This is a genomic window from Kribbella sp. NPDC051137 (genome assembly GCF_040682535.1).
Lineage (GTDB): Bacteria > Actinomycetota > Actinomycetes > Propionibacteriales > Kribbellaceae > Kribbella > Kribbella karoonensis.
In genome coordinates this window covers 1,201,043-1,216,755 of sequence record NZ_JBFBBI010000001.1, presented here as the reverse complement: position 1 = coordinate 1,216,755, position 15,713 = coordinate 1,201,043, and the positions used below count along the sequence as shown (strand labels likewise).

Genomic DNA, 15,713 nt, shown 5'->3' with positions numbered 1-15,713 from the left:
CGGGTGTCCACGCCCGCTACGGCTGGTACGCCGGGACCGCACGTGCGGGTCCGGCGGACGACCGCGGATGTCCTGGCTTCCAGGCTCTGTCAGAACCGCACAGACCTGGTCACAGTGGCGGGACCGCCCCGGACTCGCACCGGTGTTCCTCCACAACCGTCGCCCCGATCATGCCACGGAGCTGCCGGGTAGCTGTCACGGGCGTTGTGTGACCTCCAGGACAAAGGCCCGCACCACCGCGGCGTACCGGACTGCTTCTTCGAAGTGCGGGAAATGACCGGAGCGCTCGAACGTGACGGTCCGCCCGCGCGGGACCGTCTCGCGATAGGTCCGGACGGACACCGGGTCGGTGGCCAGGTCGTCCACGCCCTCGATCAGCAGACTCGGCTGCGGCATCAACGCCAGCCGCTCGAGCTTCGAGGTGTAGAGCTCGTCGAGCGTGACCAGGTGGCTGTTCCCGCGCGCCCACTCCTCGTCGCTGAACCCGCCCTGCTCCCCGAGCGCGAAGAACTCGGCCCGCCGCGACGGATCGTGGAACGACAGGTCCTGGAACCGCTCGCCCAGCCCGAAGGCCAGCTCGACACTGCCGTCGGCCGGCGTCAGCCGCCGCGGTAGGGCGGCCAGCTCGCGGCACCGGTCCGCCGCCTCGGTGTCACCGAGCTCGTCGTACAACCGGGCGAAGATCGGCAGGCGATGACGGTCGTTCGCGTCGAAGTCCCAGCACGGGCAGTCGAAGATCACCGCGTTCACCGCGTCCGGATGCCGGATCGCGTACTCGACCGCGTAGTTGCCGCCGGCCGAGTGGCCGAGGATCGTCCACCGCTCGATGCCCAGGTCCGCCCGCAACTCCTCGAAGTCCGCGATCAGCAGGTCGAGGCTCACGGTCTCACCGGGAGGCAGCGGAGTCCGCAGCACGCCGCGCTGGTCCGGCGCGATCAGCCGCAGGTCGTGAGCGAGCAGGTCTGCCTGGCAGCGCTGGTAGTGATACCCGCCGCCGTGGCCGTGGATGAACAGCAAGGGCGGCGCGTCCGGGGCGCCGTACTCCGCGGTGCTGAGCTTCATCGGTGGCTCAGCGGGTGAGTCGTTTGGCGAGGGCAGTGGCGGCGTCGTCGTCGGCGACCTCGCGGATGCCGACGATCGGTGTCACTGTGACGAATCCCTCGGCCAGCAACGCCTCGTCGGTGCCGGGGATCGGGTTCGGGCGCGGCGGTTCGAGCGCGATCATCGGCTCGCCGCCCGGGCCGGTGGTGCCGATCAGGCGGGAGCGCTTCAGCGGGGCCAGCGACGCGTGCCGGACACCGGCCAACTGGTCCAGCGGGCGGTCCGGCACGTTGATCGTCAGGACCGTGCCGGCCGGCTCGGACTCGACCCAGCCGAGTGCCTCGGCCGCGACGGCCGCCGCGGTCGGCCAGTGCCGCGGGTCCTCGGAGTCGATGCTGACGGCAACCGCCGACGTACCGTAGCCGGACGCGGTGAGCGCCGCCGCGACGGTGCCGGAGTGGAAGATCGAGTCGCCGATGTTGAGCCCGCGGTTGATCCCGGACAGCACCAGATCGGGCACCGGCCCGAACGCACCGAGGACCGCCAGCGTCACCGCGCCCGCGGGCGTCCCCTCGATCCCGACGTACGTGACGCCGTTCTCCTCGTCCGACACGGTCCGGATCGGCCGGCCCACCATCCCGGCGCGGGCCGATCCGACACCGCTCTCGTCGAGCAGCGGCGCGACCACGAGTACGTCGTACCCGAGCTCGGCGATCGCCGGTGCGAGCGCCCGGATCCCGGGTGCGAGGTAACCGTCGTCGTTCGTGATCAAGACCCGTGGCATACGTTTACCCAATCAGGCGCGGTCCTCGATGTCACCCTCCGTCTCAAGGACTGCACTCCGCAGCGTCTCCAGTGCCTCGTCGGACGGCTCCGCCCAGAGTCCGCGCTGCGCCGCCTCCAGCAGCCGTTCCGCGATGCCGTGCCGGGCCCACGGGTTCGACTTCCGGAAGAACTCCGCCATCTCCGGGTCCGCGACGTACTCGGTGGTCAGCGACTCGTACATCCAGTCGTCCACCACCCCCGCGGTCGCGTCGTACCCGAACAGGTAGTCCACGGTCGCCGCCATCTCGAACGCGCCCTTGTACCCGTGCCGCCGCATCGCCGCCATCCACCGCGGGTTCACCACCCGCGCGCGGAACACCCGCTTCGCCTCCTCCTCGAGCGTCCGCGTCTTCACCTGCGCGGGGACCGCCGAGTCGCCGACGTACGCCTTCGGGTTCGCGCCGGTCAGGTGCCGGACCATCGCGATCATGCCGCCGTGGTACTGGAAGTAGTCGTCGGAGTCCATGATGTCGTGCTCGCGGGTGTCGGCGTTCTTGGCCGCGACCTGGATCCGGGCGTACGCGCGTTCCATCGAGCCGCGGGCCTCCGCGCCGTCGAGGTCCTTGCCGTACGCGTACCCGCCCCAGACGGCGTACACCTCGGCGAGCTCCGCGTCGGTGCGCCAGTTCCGGGCGTCGACCAGCGGCAGCAGGCCGGCGCCGTACGAGCCGGGCTTGGAGCCGAACACCCGGGCCGTCGCCTGCCGTACGTCGTTGCCTGCGGCAACGTCCTGCTGGACGTGGTCGCGCAGGAAGTTGGCGGCCGGCGGCTCGTCCAGGCCGGCGACCGTACGCATGGCCTCGTCGAGCAGCGCGACCACGTGCGGGAACGCGTCCCGGAAGAACCCGGAGATCCGGATCGTCACGTCGATCCGTGGCCGGCCCAGCTCCTCCAGCCCGACGACCTCGAAGCTGGTCACCCGCCGGGACGCCTCGTCCCAGACGGGACGGCACCCGAGCAGCCAGAGCACCTCGGCCAGGTCGTCGCCCTGCGTCCGCATCGCCGACGTACCCCAGATCGTCAGCCCGACGGACCGCGGGTACTCCCCGGTCTCCGCTTGGTGCCGGGCGAGCAGCGAGTCGGCCAGCGCGACACCGACGTCCCACGCGTTCCGGCTCGGAATCGCCTTGGGGTCGACCGCGTAGAAGTTCCGCCCGGTCGGCAGCACGTTCACCAGGCCCCGGGTCGGCGACCCCGACGGCCCGGCCTCCACGAACCGCCCGTCCAGCGCCCGCAGCACGTTCGCCAACTCGTCCCCGGTCCGGCCCAACCGAGGCACGACCTCGGTCGCCGCGAACGTCAGCGACCGCTCGACCTCCGGGCAGTCCCGGCCCAGCACCTCGCTGACGACCACCGGAACCTTCGTCTCGTCCCACCCGAGCGTTTCCATCCCGAGGACGAGCTTCCGCGCGACGGCCTCCAGCAGATCCACCCCGTCCGCGCCGCTCACCGCGGGCAGGTCGGCGAGCGTCGCGAGCTCGGCAAGCTCGGCAACTGCCCCCGGATCTGCCAGCAACGCGGCCTCGTCGACCCCGAACGCCTCGCCCAACGCGGTCCGCAGCCCCGGGATCGAGTACGAACCACCCCACAGCTGCCCGGCCCGCAGTACGGCGAGGACCAGGTTGACGCGTGCTTCGCCGGTCGGCGCACCGCCCAGTACGTGCAACCCATCCCGGATCTGCACGTCCTTGATCTCACACAGATACCCGTCCAGATGCAGCACGAACTCGTCGAACTCCTCGTCCGACGGCTTGTCCGACGTGTGCAGGTCGTGGTGCAACTGCGCTGCCTGGATCAGCGTCCAGATCTGCGCCCGCAACGTCGGCACCTTCTCCGGGTCGAGCGCCGACACCGTCGCGTACTCGTCCAGCAGGTACTCGAGCTTCGCCATGTCGCCGTACGTCTCGGCCCGCGCCATCGGCGGCACCAGGTGGTCCACGACCGTCGCGTGCGCCCGCCGCTTCGCCTGCGTGCCCTCGCCGGGATCGTTGACGATGAACGGGTACACCATCGGCAGGTTCCCGAGGACCGCGTCCGGCGCGCAGTCGGCCGCCATCCCGATCCCCTTGCCCGGCAGCCATTCCAGCGTCCCGTGCTTGCCCAGATGGACGACGGCGTGCGCGCCGAAGCCGCCCTCCTCCGGGGAGGCCTCCAGCCAGCGGTACGCCGCCAGGTAGTGGTGCGACGGCGCCATGTCCGGGTCGTGGTAGATCGCCACCGGATTCTCGCCGAACCCGCGCGGCGGCTGGATCATCAGCACCACGTTCCCGAACCGCAAGGCGGCCAGCGCGATCGCCGGCTCGGCACCCGAGTGGTCGACGTACAGCTCACCCGGTGCCGCACCCCATGCCTCGGTCATTGCCGTCTGCAACGATTCCGGCGTACGCCCGAACCATTGTGCGTACGTCGACAGCGGCACCTTCGCGACCGCGTTCTCCAGCTGCTCGTCGGTCAGCCAGTCCGCGTCGTGCCCACCGGCGGCGATCAGCCGGTGGATCAGTCCGTCGGCGCCGTCCGCCCCCTGCAGCTCGCTCAGGTCGAGCCCGCCGAGGTCGTACCCGGCCGCTTCCAGCCGGCCGAGCAGCTGGACCGCGGACGCCGGGGTGTCGAGGCCGACCGCGTTCCCGATCCGCGCATGTTTGGTGGGGTACGACGAGAGCACCAGCGCGAGCCGCTTCTCGCCCGCGGGCACGTGCCGCAACCGGGCATGGGCGACCGCGATCCCCGCGAGCCGGGCGCACCGCTCCGCGTCCGGTGCGTACCGCGCGAGCCCGTCGGCGTCGTACGACTTGAACGAGAACGGCACCGAGATCAGCCGCCCGTCGAACTCCGGGATCGCCACCTGCGTCGCCGCGTCCAGCGGGCTCACGGCCGCGTCGCTCTCCAGCCACTGCTCGCGGGTCGAGGTCAGCGCCAGCCCCTGGATCAACGGGATGTCGAGCGATGCCAGCGCACCCGCGTCCCAGGCGTCGTCCGCCCCGCCGGCGCTCGCGTTCGCCGCGACCGATCCACCGGCGGCGAGCAATGTCGTCACGAGTACGTCGCACTTCCGGAGCAGGTCGAACAGCCCGGCGTTCTCGTCGCCGGCCGGGTCGAGCCCGCGCAGCGTCCCGCAGTACACCGGTAGCGGCTGCGCTCCGGCGTCGGCCACCGCGGCGGCCAGGGCGTCGACGAACGCGGTGTTCCCGGAGATCTGGTGCGCGCGGTAGTACACGATCCCGACGACGGGCCGATCGTCCTCGACGTACGCCCCACGGACGCCGTACGCCGGGAGCGCGCGCGGCGGCTCGAACTCGTCGCCGGTCAGCAACAGGGTGTCCCGCAGGAACCCGGCCAGGTTCCGGAGGTTGTCCGCGCCGCCCTCGCGCAGGTAGGCGAGCGCCTCGGTGACCGCACCGGCCGGCACGGTCGACAGCGACATCAGCTCAGCGTCCGGCGCCGCCTCCCCGCTGACGACGACCGCCGGCTTCCCGGCCGCGAGCACCGCGTCCAGCCCGTCCTCCCAGGCCCGCCGCCCGCCGAGCAGCCGCACCACAACCACGTCGGCGCCGTCGAGCAGCTCACCCAGCTGAGCGAGCTCCAGCCTGGCCGGGTTGGCGACCGCCCACCCCGCGCCCGCCTCCGCGGCAGCCAGCAGATCGGTGTCGGCAGTAGACAGCAACAGCAGATTCGCAGCCACGCGCACATGTCCTTCCCGGGGTATCCACGCCCCAGCTACAGGTACGACGGCGGCAGTTCCTGACTCCCCCTACACGGGGTCACAGTGGCGGGACCGCCCCGGACTCACACCGGGTTCCTGCTGATGCCGTCGGTTGACGCGGTTGACTCTAGCGGTGCATGGCGTAGTGGGCAGCTAGGAGGTCGGTGCCCCAGTCGTTGCGGAGGTCACGCCACACGGAGTGGATGTGGTTGGCGTTGTCCTGGGTGTTGTCGTACTCGGCGAGGAACGTGGGGCCCGCGATCGAGTAGTAGTGGCGGTGGCCGATGCCGGGAGTCGTTTCGCCGGCCCAGGCGAAACTCAGGTTCTCGATGCCGTGCTCGGTGATGTCCTGCCAGGTCTGCAGGCCGATCGGGCCGGCGGCGCGGCCGACGTACTGGCCGATCAGCAGGCTGAGGAGCTGGCGCTGCTGTTCGTTCATGTCGCCGTACGGCAGCCCGCGGTGCAGCAGCGACGCGTCGGCGACCGGGTCGTGGCGGGTCAGGATGTCGTCGGGAGCATCAGGTGAGACCAGTGCAACCTCGAGCTGGCCCGGCTCCAGCGCGTGGAGCAACTGGAAGCCCAGGTCCTGTTCAGCAGCCAAGAACCGACGTCCGGTCTGTGGGCCGGTCAGTACCTCGGCAGGGTTCGAGCCGAGGAACTGCGGGGTGAAGGAGATCGCGCCGTCGATCAGCGTGACGTGGATCGCCAGGTGGTGGCCGTTCAGCCGCCAGGCCCACGGGTCCGTCCCGGACGGGTCACCCAGCACCCGGAGGAAGTACCGATCGCCGACGACCGAGCCCTCCCACTCCCCCGACGGCGGCAGGTCCGGAATCCCGCGGACGATGATCTCGGCGTCCAGGACCGCCCAGACGTCGCCGGTACCGCGCTCGCTGCACCCGATCGCGACCAGCCGCTCGGCGAGCTTCTGCTGCACCGGGGTCAGCTCGGTCAGCGCGAGGCCCGGCACCGGGCCGGGCAGGTACGTCCACTGTTTGTGCTCCGGGATGTCGAACGGCGCCCGGATCTTGCCGAGCTGCGCGGGCGTGAGGCTCGCCAGCAGGTCGAGTACCGCGTCCCGCGTCTGCTCTACAACCATGCCGATCGCTCCAAGTCCGTCGGTTGGTAGGGCGCCCACTGCTCGAACGGCCGGTCCAGCTTGTACCGGAAATCGGCCTGCCGCAGCAGGACGCGTGTTTCCCCATTCTCCGGGTTCCGCAGCGACTCGAAGAAGTTGACCGACCAGTGGAACCAGCGCATGCAGAACAGCCGCATGGTCAGCCCGTGCGAGACCAGCAGCACGTTCTTCGGTGCGTCCGGTGCCTCGAAGTCGCGGTGCATCGTCTCCAGGAACGTCGACACCCGGTCGTACACATCCGACCCGGACTCGCCGTGCGTGAACCGGTAGTAGAAGTGCCCGAACGAGTCGCGGAGCTTGCGCTGCCGCTCGATGTCCTCGGTGTCCTGGAAGTTCGCCCAGTCCTGCTCGCGCAGCCGCGGCTCCTCCCGGGCCGGACCGATCAGGTCGTCGAGACCGAGCGAGTCCAGCGTCTGCCGGGCCCGCAGGTACGGCGAGACGTACACCCGGACCGGCTCGTTCTCGAACAGCTCGCGCAACTGCCTCCCAGCCTTGGCCGCCTGTTCGTGCCCGCGCGCGGTGAGCGGGATCGCGTGGTCCGGCATCCGTTCGAAAAGCGTCTTGTCCAGGTTTGCCTCGGACTCGCCGTGCCGGATCAGCGCGATCCGCAACGGCCGGTGACTTAAACCCATCTCGTCCCCCTGCTGCCGGTTCCACCCCGCTGCGCGGGTCGGGAGGTGGGTCCGGGGCGGCGGGTGAGCAGTGCGGTGAGTGCCGCGACGGCGGCGGCCGCCAGACCGACTCGTCCGGCGAGGTCGGCCGTGCGGCGGATGTCCGGGACTGTGGGTGGCGGGCCGTCGCCGAGCGTGCCGCGGTTCTCGACGTACGTTCCGTAGTCGTTGGTGCCGCCCAGCGTCAGGTCGAGTGCTCCGGCGAACGCCGCCTCGACCGGTCCCGCGTTCGGGCTCGGGTGTTTGCGGGCGTCTCGCCGCCAGATCCGGAGGGATTCCGCAGGCCGCCCCGACGTCAGCCCGGTCAGCAGCGCGCACGCCCGCGCGGGTAGCAGGTTGAGTACGTCGTCCAGCCGCGCCGCCGCCCACCCGAAGTTCTCGTACTTCGGCGAGCGGTACCCGACCATCGCGTCCAGCGTGTTCGCCGCGCGGTACGCGAGCAGCCCGGGTACGCCGAACGCCCCGCCCCACAACAGCGGCGCCACGCACGCGTCGGACGTGTTCTCGGCGATCGACTCGACCGTCGCGCGGGCCAGCTCGTCGGCCTCCAGGTCAGTCGCGTCGCGCGCGCACAGGTGGCTGAGGCGATCGCGGGCGCCCGGGATGTCCTTCTCCTCCAGCAGGGTCGCCATCGTCGCGGCTTCGCGTTCCAGGCTGCGGGCGCCGAGGACGGCCCAGGTGGCGGCGGCAGTTGCCGCAGTGTGCAGGAGCGGATGGTTGCGGGTGATTCGCTCGGCCGCGATGCCCAGAGCTGTTGTCGCACCGACGAGCAGCGCTGTGTGGGCGGCCCCGTTGACGCGTGAGTCGGCGTACATCCGGGATTCGAGGCTGGACGCCGTACGGCCGAAGCCGGCCACGGGGTGGTAGCGGCGCGGGTCGCCCAGAAGGCGGTCGGCGGTGAAGCCCAGGAGGATGCCTAGCGCACGGGACACCCTGGGAAGTCTGCCAGGTGGGCGGCTGTGATTGGGTGACCGCATGGGAATCGCTGAGCTGCTCTCGAAGGTGGACGGGAGCGGGGAGTTCGGGGTCTGGCTGGGCCGGTTGGACGGCGTACCGGTGTTCGTGCACGAGGCGGAGCGGCCGCATTACTCCGCGAGCACGATGAAGCTGCCGGTGGCGATGGCGATGATGCGCAAGGTGGAGGCCGGTGAACTCGCGCTCGACCGGCCGGTGACCGTGCACAACGACTTCGCGTCCGCGGCCGGCGGCCGGTTCGGGGTGAACCCGGACGAGGACGAGGCGCCCGCCACCTGGTCGCGGATGGGCGAGCAGGTCCCGCTCGGCTGGCTGGCCACCGAGATGATCACCCGCTCCAGCAACCTCGCCACCGATCTCGTCCTCGAACAGGTCGGTGCCGACGCGGCCCACGCGGTCCTCGCCGGGTCCGCCTTGGCGTCGTCGCCGGAGCCCGCGTCCAAGATCCAGCGCGGCATCGACGACACGGCCGCGCAGCGGGCCGGGATCAGCAACCTGATGAGCCCGGCCGGGCTGGCCGGCGTACTCGTTGCGGTGGGCAACCAGGACGGTGCCGCCGGCGACTACCTGCGCGACCTGCTGGCCGGCAACCAGTGGAACGGCGAGATCCCCGCCAAGCTGCCGGCCGGGACCCGGGTCGAGCACAAGAACGGCTGGGACACCCGGATCCGGCACGACGGCGGCATCGTGCGCCCGTCCGACGCCGACCCGTTCGTCCTGGTTGTGTGTACTACGTCCGACCTGCCGGACAGCGAGGCGCAGCAGCTGATCGCGTCGATCGCGCTCGAGGCGTGGAACCACCGGCACGACCTGGAGGCGGTGCGGTGAAGCTCACGACGCATCTGGTGTCGGCGCCGCTGCACACGCCGTTCGTCACCGCGCTCCGGACCGCCACCCACGCGGAGTCACTGCTCGTGGAGATCAATGACGGCTCGCTGAGCGGATGGGGCGAGGCGCCGCAGGTCTGGAAGGTGACCGGCGACTCGCTCGCCGGTGCGAAGGCCTGCATCGAAGGCCCGATCAGCGCCGCGCTCGACGGGCTCGGCCCGGACGACCTCACCGAGGCGCTCCGCCGGGTGCAGGGCGCCGTCGTCGGGAACTTCGGCGCCAAGGACGCGGTCGACGTCGCCCTGCACGACCTCGCGGCCCGGCGCCGCGGGCAGACGCTGCACGGGTTCCTCGGCTCGACCGTCGACGTCGTACGGACCGACATGACGCTGTCCGTCGGCGATCCGGACGCGCTGGCCGGCACCGCGAAGGCGCGGGTCGCGGACGGGTTCGACGTACTCAAGATCAAGGTCGGTACCGACGCGGCCGGCGACGTCGAGCGGGTCCGCCGGGTGCGGGACGCGATCGGGCCGGACGTCCAGCTGCGGCTGGACGCCAACCAGGGCTGGACGCGGCGCGACGCGGTCAGCGTGATCCGGGCGCTGGAGGACGCCGGCTGCGCGATCGAGCTGGTCGAGCAGCCGGTCGCCGCCGCCGACCTGGACGGGATGGCGTGGGTGACCGACCGCGTCGGTACGCCGATCCTCGCCGACGAATCCGTGTACGGCGTGCGCGACCTGGTCGCCGTGATCCGCCGGGGTGCGGCCGATCTGGTGAACGTGAAGCTGGCGAAGTGCGGCGGGCTGGCCCCCGCGCGGACGCTGCTCGAACTGGCCCGCGAGCACGGGATCGGCGCGATCGTCGGCTGCATGATGGAGGGCCACGTCGGCGTCGGCGCGGCGGCCGCGCTGGTGTCGGCGTACCCGACGACCGCGGTCAACGACCTGGACGCCGCGTGGTGGCTGCGCGAGCCGGCGGTGACCGGCGGCATCCGGTACGAGGGCTCGCTGATCCACCTGCCTTCTGCCGCTGGACTGGGCGTGACAGGCTTGAGGGTATGAAGTTAGCCGCCACCAAGGTCCCGGTCAGCACGGTCTGGACCTCGCCGGACGCGCCACGTGACATCGACGCACCGGCAACCGCCGAACACCCCGACGTCGCCGCGTGGGCGAAGTCGATGGACACCGAGACCCGCCTCGGCCTGCACGGCCGGACGCTGACCCAGCTGCTGTTCGCCGAGCCCGTCCTGGTGCGCTCGGAACGCGACGGCTGGTCGGAGATCCTCGCGCCGTGGCAGCCTTCGTCGGAGGACGAACTCGGGTACCCGGGCTGGGTGCCGTCGAGCCACCTGGGCGAGCTGCCGACGGCCGCGTCCGACCCGGTCGCAATCACCGTGCCGACCGCCTCGTTGCTGGCCGAGCCCGGTGGGCAGCCGGTCGCGGAGCTGTCGTTCGCGACGGTGCTCGCGTCGATCGAGCACGCCGACGGTCACACGCGGGTGGCGACACCCGACGGCGGGTCCGGCTGGTTGCGCGACGCCGTACTGCGTTCGGTGTCGGAGCCGTCGGACACGGACGAGCGATTGCGTCTGGGTGAGCAGTTCCTCGGGTTGGAGTACCTGTGGGGCGGTACGTCGGCGTACGGGCTGGACTGCTCCGGGCTGGTGCACGCGGTGAGCCGCGTCCTCGGCCTCCGCACCCCGCGCGACGCCCACGACCAGGCCGCCGACCTCCCCAACATCCCCCTCGACGAGGCCCGTCCCGGCGACCTGTACTTCTTCGCCCGGGACAGCAAGCCGATCCACCACGTGGGCTTCGTCTCCCCTACCGGCATGCTGCACGCCTCCGAAACCGGCAAACTCCTCGAAAACGCCCCCCTGACCCCCGACCGCCGCAAAACCCTCACCACCGCCGCCCGCTTCTAACCCGCGCCCCTCACCTCCCCACCCCACCGCGCACCAAGCCGCGGGCGACCCCCAGGACCCCCGCCCCTCGCTCCGCTCGGGGCGGGTGGAAGGGATGGGCGCCCGTCATGCTGGCGTCAGGTTGCTCCTCCCCGCCGCAAGCGCTGCGAGGGGCGCCCCATCACCCACTGAGCGCGCGGGACGCCTCACCCAGTCGGGCGGGGCGCTCCCTCCTACCCGGTGTGAGCGCAGAAGCACTCACCCAGCTGGGCGGACTACTCCGTCCTGCCCGGTGCGAGCTCAAGGGCACCTCACCCAGGTGGGTGGGGTGCTCCGTCCTGCCCGGTGCGAGCTCAAGGGCACCTCACCCAGGTGGGTGGGGTGGGGCGCTCCCTCCTACCCGGTGTGAGCGCAGGAGCACCTCACCCAGGTGGGCGGACTACACCGTCCTACCCGGTGTGAGCTCAAGGGCACCTCACCCAGGTGGGTTGGGTGGGGCGCTCCCTCCTACCCGGTGTGAGCGCAGGAGCACCTCACCCAGGTGGCCGACTACTCCGTCCTACCCGATGTGAGTGCAGGAGCACCTCACCCAGGTGGGTGGAGTGCTCCCTCCTACCCGGTGTAAGCACAGAAGCACCTCACCCAGGTGGGCGGACTACTCCGTCCTACCCGATGTGAGTGCAGGGGCACCTCACCCAGGTGGGTGGGGTGCTCCTCTTGCTTCCCCGCCCGAGCGGAGCGAGGGCGGGGTGTTTTCTCAGGACTCTTTGGGGTGGAGTTCGGGGTGGTTGGTGGGGGTTTTGCGGGACTTGGCGAGGCTGGCCACCGTGGTGATGCCGAGGGTGATGATGATGAAGCCGAGGGAGAACCAGATCGGGATCTCCGGGGCCCAGCCGATGTGGTGGCCGCCGTTGATGAACGGCAGCTCGTTCACGTGCATCGCGTGCAGGACCAGCTTCACGCCGATGAACGCCAGCACCACCGACAACCCGAGCGAGAGGTAGACCAGCCGCTTCAGCAGGTCGCCGAGCAGGAAGTACAGCTGCCGCAGCCCCATCAGCGCGAACACGTTCGCGGTGAACACCAGGAACGGCTCCTGCGTCAGCCCGTAGATCGCCGGGATCGAGTCCAGCGCGAACAGCAGGTCCGTCGTACCGAGCGCGATGATCACGATCGCCATCGGGGTGACCAGCCGCTTGCCGTTCTTCACCAGCGTCAGCTTGACCCCGTTGTACTCGTCGGTCGCGTTCAGCCGCTTCTTCGCGAACCGGATGACCGCGTTCTCCTTGAAGTCGTCGTCATCGTTCTCACCCTGCTTCGCGAGGTGGATCGCGGTGTAGACCAGGAACGCGCCGAAGAGGTAGAAGACCCACGAGAACTGGTTGATCGCCGCCGCGCCGACCGCGATGAACACCCCGCGGAACACCAACGCCAGGATGATCCCGATCAGCAGCGCGGTCTGCTGGTACTGCCGCGGCACCTGGAACCTGGCCATGATGATCAGGAAGATGAACAGGTTGTCGACGCTCAGGCTGTACTCCGTCAGCCAGCCGGCGAAGAACTCCCCGGCGTACTGCCCGCCGGAGAACCACCACACGCCGAGCCCGAACACCGCCGCGAGACCGATGTAGAACGCGATCGCGGTCGCGGACTCGCGGGTGCTCGGCTCGTGCGGCCGACGGCCGATGATGAAGACGTCGAAGGCCAGCAGCGCGAGCAGCAGGCCGACGGTGATGTACCAGACATAGTCAGCAACGTGCACAGAATCCTCCGGAGCTCAGACGAGAACATCCACTCCGAAGGTCTCTTCCGCCTCACCGGGTGTGATCGGTGAGACCGGGGGCACCGGGCCGTGGGACGAACCCCGGCCGTGATGACGATGCCGCCGCGAAAGGAATACTCCCCTTCTCCGCGACCATTCTGACGGTTCGGCGTCCGAGATTCCAAATCCCCGCCCCGGGTCCTTGATCACAATCCGATCCGGGAATAGTTGCAGCGCGTGATCTATTGCCTTCCGATCGATCGAAGTCAGCGGAACTCCGCGACATGATCACGCGCCCAGGCGGCGAACGGCACGGGCGAGCGGCCGAGGACCCGCTCGGCGGTGCCGGTCCGGAACCAGCCGCCCTCCCCGGTCCCCCGGCGGACGAAGTCCAGGATCGCCTCGACGGTCCCGGGCTCCCCCACGCCGAACATCTCCCGGGCCCGCGTCTCGTCGATCTCCTCGACGGCGATCGGCTCCCCGACGGCCGCGGCGATCAGCCCGACCTGGTCGCGGAGGGTGATCGGCTCAGCACCCGTCAGCAGGGCGGAAACCTCCCGCGGATCGGCGCCCGACAGTGCCGCGAGTGCGACCTCCGCGATGTCGCGCTCGTGGATCGGCGCGGAGACGGACCCGGGGTGGACCAGCCGGACGACCCGTTCGGACCTGATCGACGACGCCCAGTTCCGGGCGTTGTTCGCCAGCACGAGCGGCCGGATCGGCACCAGTTCCGGGCCGCTGCCGGCCAGCAGCTCCTCGGTCGTCCGGTGCTCGACGGTGATCGGGTTGGCCGTTGCCCAGGGCACCAGAACGCTGCCGGAGGACAGCAGCACCAGACGCCGTACACCGGCGACCAGCGCGGCCTTGCCGAAGTCGGCCGCGCCGCTGGGTTCGGCGTACAGGAAGACCTGGTCGACGCCGTCGAGGGCGGCGGGCAGGGTGTCCGGCTGGGTCAGGTCGGCCTGTACGACGTCGACGCCCGGGGCGAAGTCAGCCTTGGCGAGATCGCGGACCGAGGCGCGGACCGGCGTACCCGCGGCGAGCAGCCCGTCGACGACGTGCCGGCCGACGGCGCCACGCGCACCGATGACAAGAGTGGTCATGCCGACCAGCCTGCTCGAATCCGCCCCGCAGCCACGCCCGATCGCCCGGGAGTGTTCCGATCTCGACAACCGATGCCGCTCGGACGTCGTTATCCGACAGAGCGTCGGTAGTGTGTCGTGGCAGCCTTCACCGTGCGTAGCACGGGCGTCAGGTTGACCTGCGTGACGCCGGACTGCCCGGCGATCTGCGTGGTCAGGTAGCGGTACAGGCCGTCCGGCGAGTGGCTCCCGATCGCGGCGTACAGGGAGGTCGATCCCGTGGTCGCGGCCACGAACGCGACCTCGGTGTGCTCGGCGAGGGCGCGCCCGGCCGCGTCGAGACGATCCGGCGTGACCGCCAGCCTGAGCATGGCCCGCGCGGGCAGTCCCAGCAGCGCCGGCTCCGCATCGACGTCGAAGCTGATCACCCCGCCGGCGACCAACGCGTGCAGCCGGCGGCGGACAGTCGGCCCGGAGACACCGCACGCCTTCGCCAACTGCTCGATCGACGCCCGTCCGTCGGTGCGCAACTCCTCGAAGAGCCGCCGATCGAGTCCTTCGAGCACGACGGTGTCAGTACGAGCCTCAGGGGCAGGCTGCTCGAGTACGGCGACCTGCTCCGGGCGCAACGGTCCCGCCTTGGCGTACGGCGACCCCGCGCCGCCGTAGAAGACCTGAAGCACCTCGGCAGCCTCCACGTCCAGCACCTGCCGCGTCCGGGGCAGGACCTCGAGGAGGAGCGGCCCGACGTCCGCGCCGTACACCGTGCACTCGATCTCGGTACCGCCCGCGCAAAGGTTCACCCAGCTGGTGTCGGGCCGCCGGGCGAGCGCATCCGCGACCTCACCGGCCGCGCTCGGCACGGCACGGACCCGGAGCAGCCACTGCACCTCGCGGGTCCGTCCCGGGTGGCTCAGCGCCGTGACCCGCAGCGCCCCGCTCTCGCGCAGGCGTGCGTACCGCCGCGCCACCGTCTGGTCGGACACGCCGAGCACCTCGCCCAGCCGGCGGAACGGCGCGCGGGCGTCGATGGACAACGCGTGCAGCAGCTCCCGGTCGAGCTCGTCGTACGTCACGTCGGACGCAGGCGCCGCGGCAGCTTGGAAACGACCGTGTCGTACGACGTGTCGACCAGCTCGAGGATCTCGTCGTCCGGGACCGCGCCGCCGAGCTGCACGGTGTTCCACCCGGCGCGCCCGATGTACGCCATCTTCCGGACGTCGTCCGGGTACGCCGCGACCAGCTCGTCGGCCTCGTCCCGGTTCGCCCCGCACTTCAGGCCGACACCGCTCGCGCCGAGGAACGCGAAGATCTTGTCGCCGACCTTCGCCACGGTGTCGCCGTCCCACGGCTCGTCCGGCCAGGCTCCCGCCTTCGCCAGGCAGTACTCGCGCAGGTCGTTCCCGGTCAGCCGCTCAGGCATGCGTGACGACCTCGACGTTGTTCGAGTCCGGGTCGCGGAGGAAAACGGCGTAGTAGCCCGGGTGGTACTCGGGCCACTCCCGAGGCGCGTGCAGCACCTCGACCCCGGACTCCTCCGCCGCCCGGTGCACGGCGTCGACGGTCGCCCGGTCCGGCGCGGTGAACGCGAGGTGGATCTCGCGCTGCTTGCCTCCGGTCGTCTGCGCGCCGAGCCAGAACTTCGGCACAACGTCCGCCGCGGCCCAGCCGAGCACGTCTCCGAAGTCCATCGTCACCCCGACCCCGAGCGGCCCCAGCACCAGCTCGTAGAACCGCCGGCTCGCCGCGAGGTCGTCGCACTGCAATGACAAGTGATCGAACACGCACACA

General features: G+C 70.8%; 14 protein-coding genes and 2 riboswitches. Of the genes, 3 read left to right on the top strand and 11 right to left on the bottom strand.

The features are described 5' to 3' along the window. Nucleotides 1-44 precede the first annotated feature (44 nt). Nucleotides 45-201: riboswitch (cobalamin riboswitch) on the bottom strand. From AB0M51_RS05720 to AB0M51_RS05695, 6 genes are all read right to left on the bottom strand, one after another. Next, a complete protein-coding gene (locus AB0M51_RS05720; protein ID WP_344196951.1) occupies nt 196-1,062 on the bottom strand; it encodes an alpha/beta hydrolase in 867 nt (288 codons plus the stop codon). (Overlaps the previous riboswitch by 6 nt.) A 7-nt stretch (nt 1,063-1,069) precedes the next feature. Beyond that, nucleotides 1,070-1,825: a 5'/3'-nucleotidase SurE gene (gene surE, locus AB0M51_RS05715; protein WP_344196952.1), complete on the bottom strand. Its 756-nt coding sequence runs from the start codon at nt 1,823-1,825 to the stop codon at nt 1,070-1,072. A gap of 12 nt (nt 1,826-1,837) precedes the next feature. After that, nucleotides 1,838-5,545 carry a cobaltochelatase subunit CobN gene (cobN, locus tag AB0M51_RS05710; protein ID WP_363748211.1) on the bottom strand — a complete coding sequence of 1,236 codons (3,708 nt, stop codon included), beginning with the start codon at nt 5,543-5,545 and terminating at the stop codon, nt 1,838-1,840. 32 nt (nt 5,546-5,577) lie between these two features. Then, nucleotides 5,578-5,692: riboswitch (cobalamin riboswitch) on the bottom strand. Nucleotide 5,693: 1 nt separating this feature from the next. Continuing rightward, the gene (locus AB0M51_RS05705; protein WP_344196956.1) at nt 5,694-6,662 is read right to left on the bottom strand and encodes a DUF3500 domain-containing protein; all 969 of its coding nucleotides are present in this window, start codon (nt 6,660-6,662) and stop codon (nt 5,694-5,696) included. Next, nucleotides 6,653-7,333, bottom strand: a complete 681-nt coding sequence (locus tag AB0M51_RS05700) for a phosphoglycerate mutase family protein (RefSeq protein WP_363748209.1) — start codon at nt 7,331-7,333, stop codon at nt 6,653-6,655. Before AB0M51_RS05700 ends, AB0M51_RS05705 begins: the two co-directional genes overlap by 10 nt. Beyond that, nucleotides 7,324-8,304, bottom strand: a complete 981-nt coding sequence (locus AB0M51_RS05695; RefSeq protein WP_363748207.1) for a cobalamin biosynthesis protein — start codon at nt 8,302-8,304, stop codon at nt 7,324-7,326. The genes AB0M51_RS05700 and AB0M51_RS05695 overlap by 10 nt, the downstream gene beginning before the upstream one ends. A gap of 43 nt (nt 8,305-8,347) precedes the next feature. On the opposite strand from AB0M51_RS05695, the gene AB0M51_RS05690 reads away from it, so the two are divergent. Genes AB0M51_RS05690 through AB0M51_RS05680 form a run of 3 tightly spaced genes read left to right on the top strand, consistent with a single transcriptional unit; the run spans nt 8,348 to nt 11,099 of the window. Continuing rightward, nucleotides 8,348-9,175 carry a serine hydrolase gene (locus AB0M51_RS05690; RefSeq protein ID WP_363748205.1) on the top strand — a complete coding sequence of 276 codons (828 nt, stop codon included), beginning with the start codon at nt 8,348-8,350 and terminating at the stop codon, nt 9,173-9,175. Continuing rightward, nucleotides 9,172-10,236, top strand: coding sequence for a dipeptide epimerase (locus AB0M51_RS05685; protein ID WP_363748203.1), 1,065 nt, complete (start codon nt 9,172-9,174; stop codon nt 10,234-10,236). The genes AB0M51_RS05690 and AB0M51_RS05685 overlap by 4 nt, the downstream gene beginning before the upstream one ends. Next, nucleotides 10,233-11,099 (top strand): NlpC/P60 family protein, encoded by an 867-nt coding sequence (locus AB0M51_RS05680; protein ID WP_363748201.1) that lies wholly within the window; start codon nt 10,233-10,235, stop codon nt 11,097-11,099. The genes AB0M51_RS05685 and AB0M51_RS05680 overlap by 4 nt, the downstream gene beginning before the upstream one ends. 736 nt (nt 11,100-11,835) lie before the next feature. Here the strand turns inward: AB0M51_RS05680 and AB0M51_RS05675 are convergent. The 5 genes from AB0M51_RS05675 to AB0M51_RS05655 form a co-directional block, all read right to left on the bottom strand. Further along, entirely contained in the window at nt 11,836-12,840 is a 1,005-nt protein-coding gene (locus AB0M51_RS05675; RefSeq protein WP_344196970.1) for a TerC family protein, read from the bottom strand. Nucleotides 12,841-13,106: 266 nt separating this feature from the next. Continuing rightward, complete coding sequence (locus tag AB0M51_RS05670; RefSeq protein ID WP_363748199.1) at nt 13,107-13,943, bottom strand: NAD(P)H-binding protein; 837 nt, start codon at nt 13,941-13,943, stop codon at nt 13,107-13,109. 89 nt (nt 13,944-14,032) lie between these two features. Continuing rightward, the gene (locus AB0M51_RS05665; RefSeq protein ID WP_344196974.1) at nt 14,033-14,998 is read right to left on the bottom strand and encodes an Lrp/AsnC family transcriptional regulator; all 966 of its coding nucleotides are present in this window, start codon (nt 14,996-14,998) and stop codon (nt 14,033-14,035) included. Further along, the gene (locus tag AB0M51_RS05660; protein ID WP_363748197.1) at nt 14,995-15,345 is read right to left on the bottom strand and encodes an MmcQ/YjbR family DNA-binding protein; all 351 of its coding nucleotides are present in this window, start codon (nt 15,343-15,345) and stop codon (nt 14,995-14,997) included. The genes AB0M51_RS05665 and AB0M51_RS05660 overlap by 4 nt, the downstream gene beginning before the upstream one ends. Continuing rightward, nucleotides 15,338-15,706 (bottom strand): VOC family protein, encoded by a 369-nt coding sequence (locus AB0M51_RS05655; protein ID WP_363748195.1) that lies wholly within the window; start codon nt 15,704-15,706, stop codon nt 15,338-15,340. The genes AB0M51_RS05660 and AB0M51_RS05655 overlap by 8 nt, the downstream gene beginning before the upstream one ends. Nucleotides 15,707-15,713: the final 7 nt, after the last annotated feature.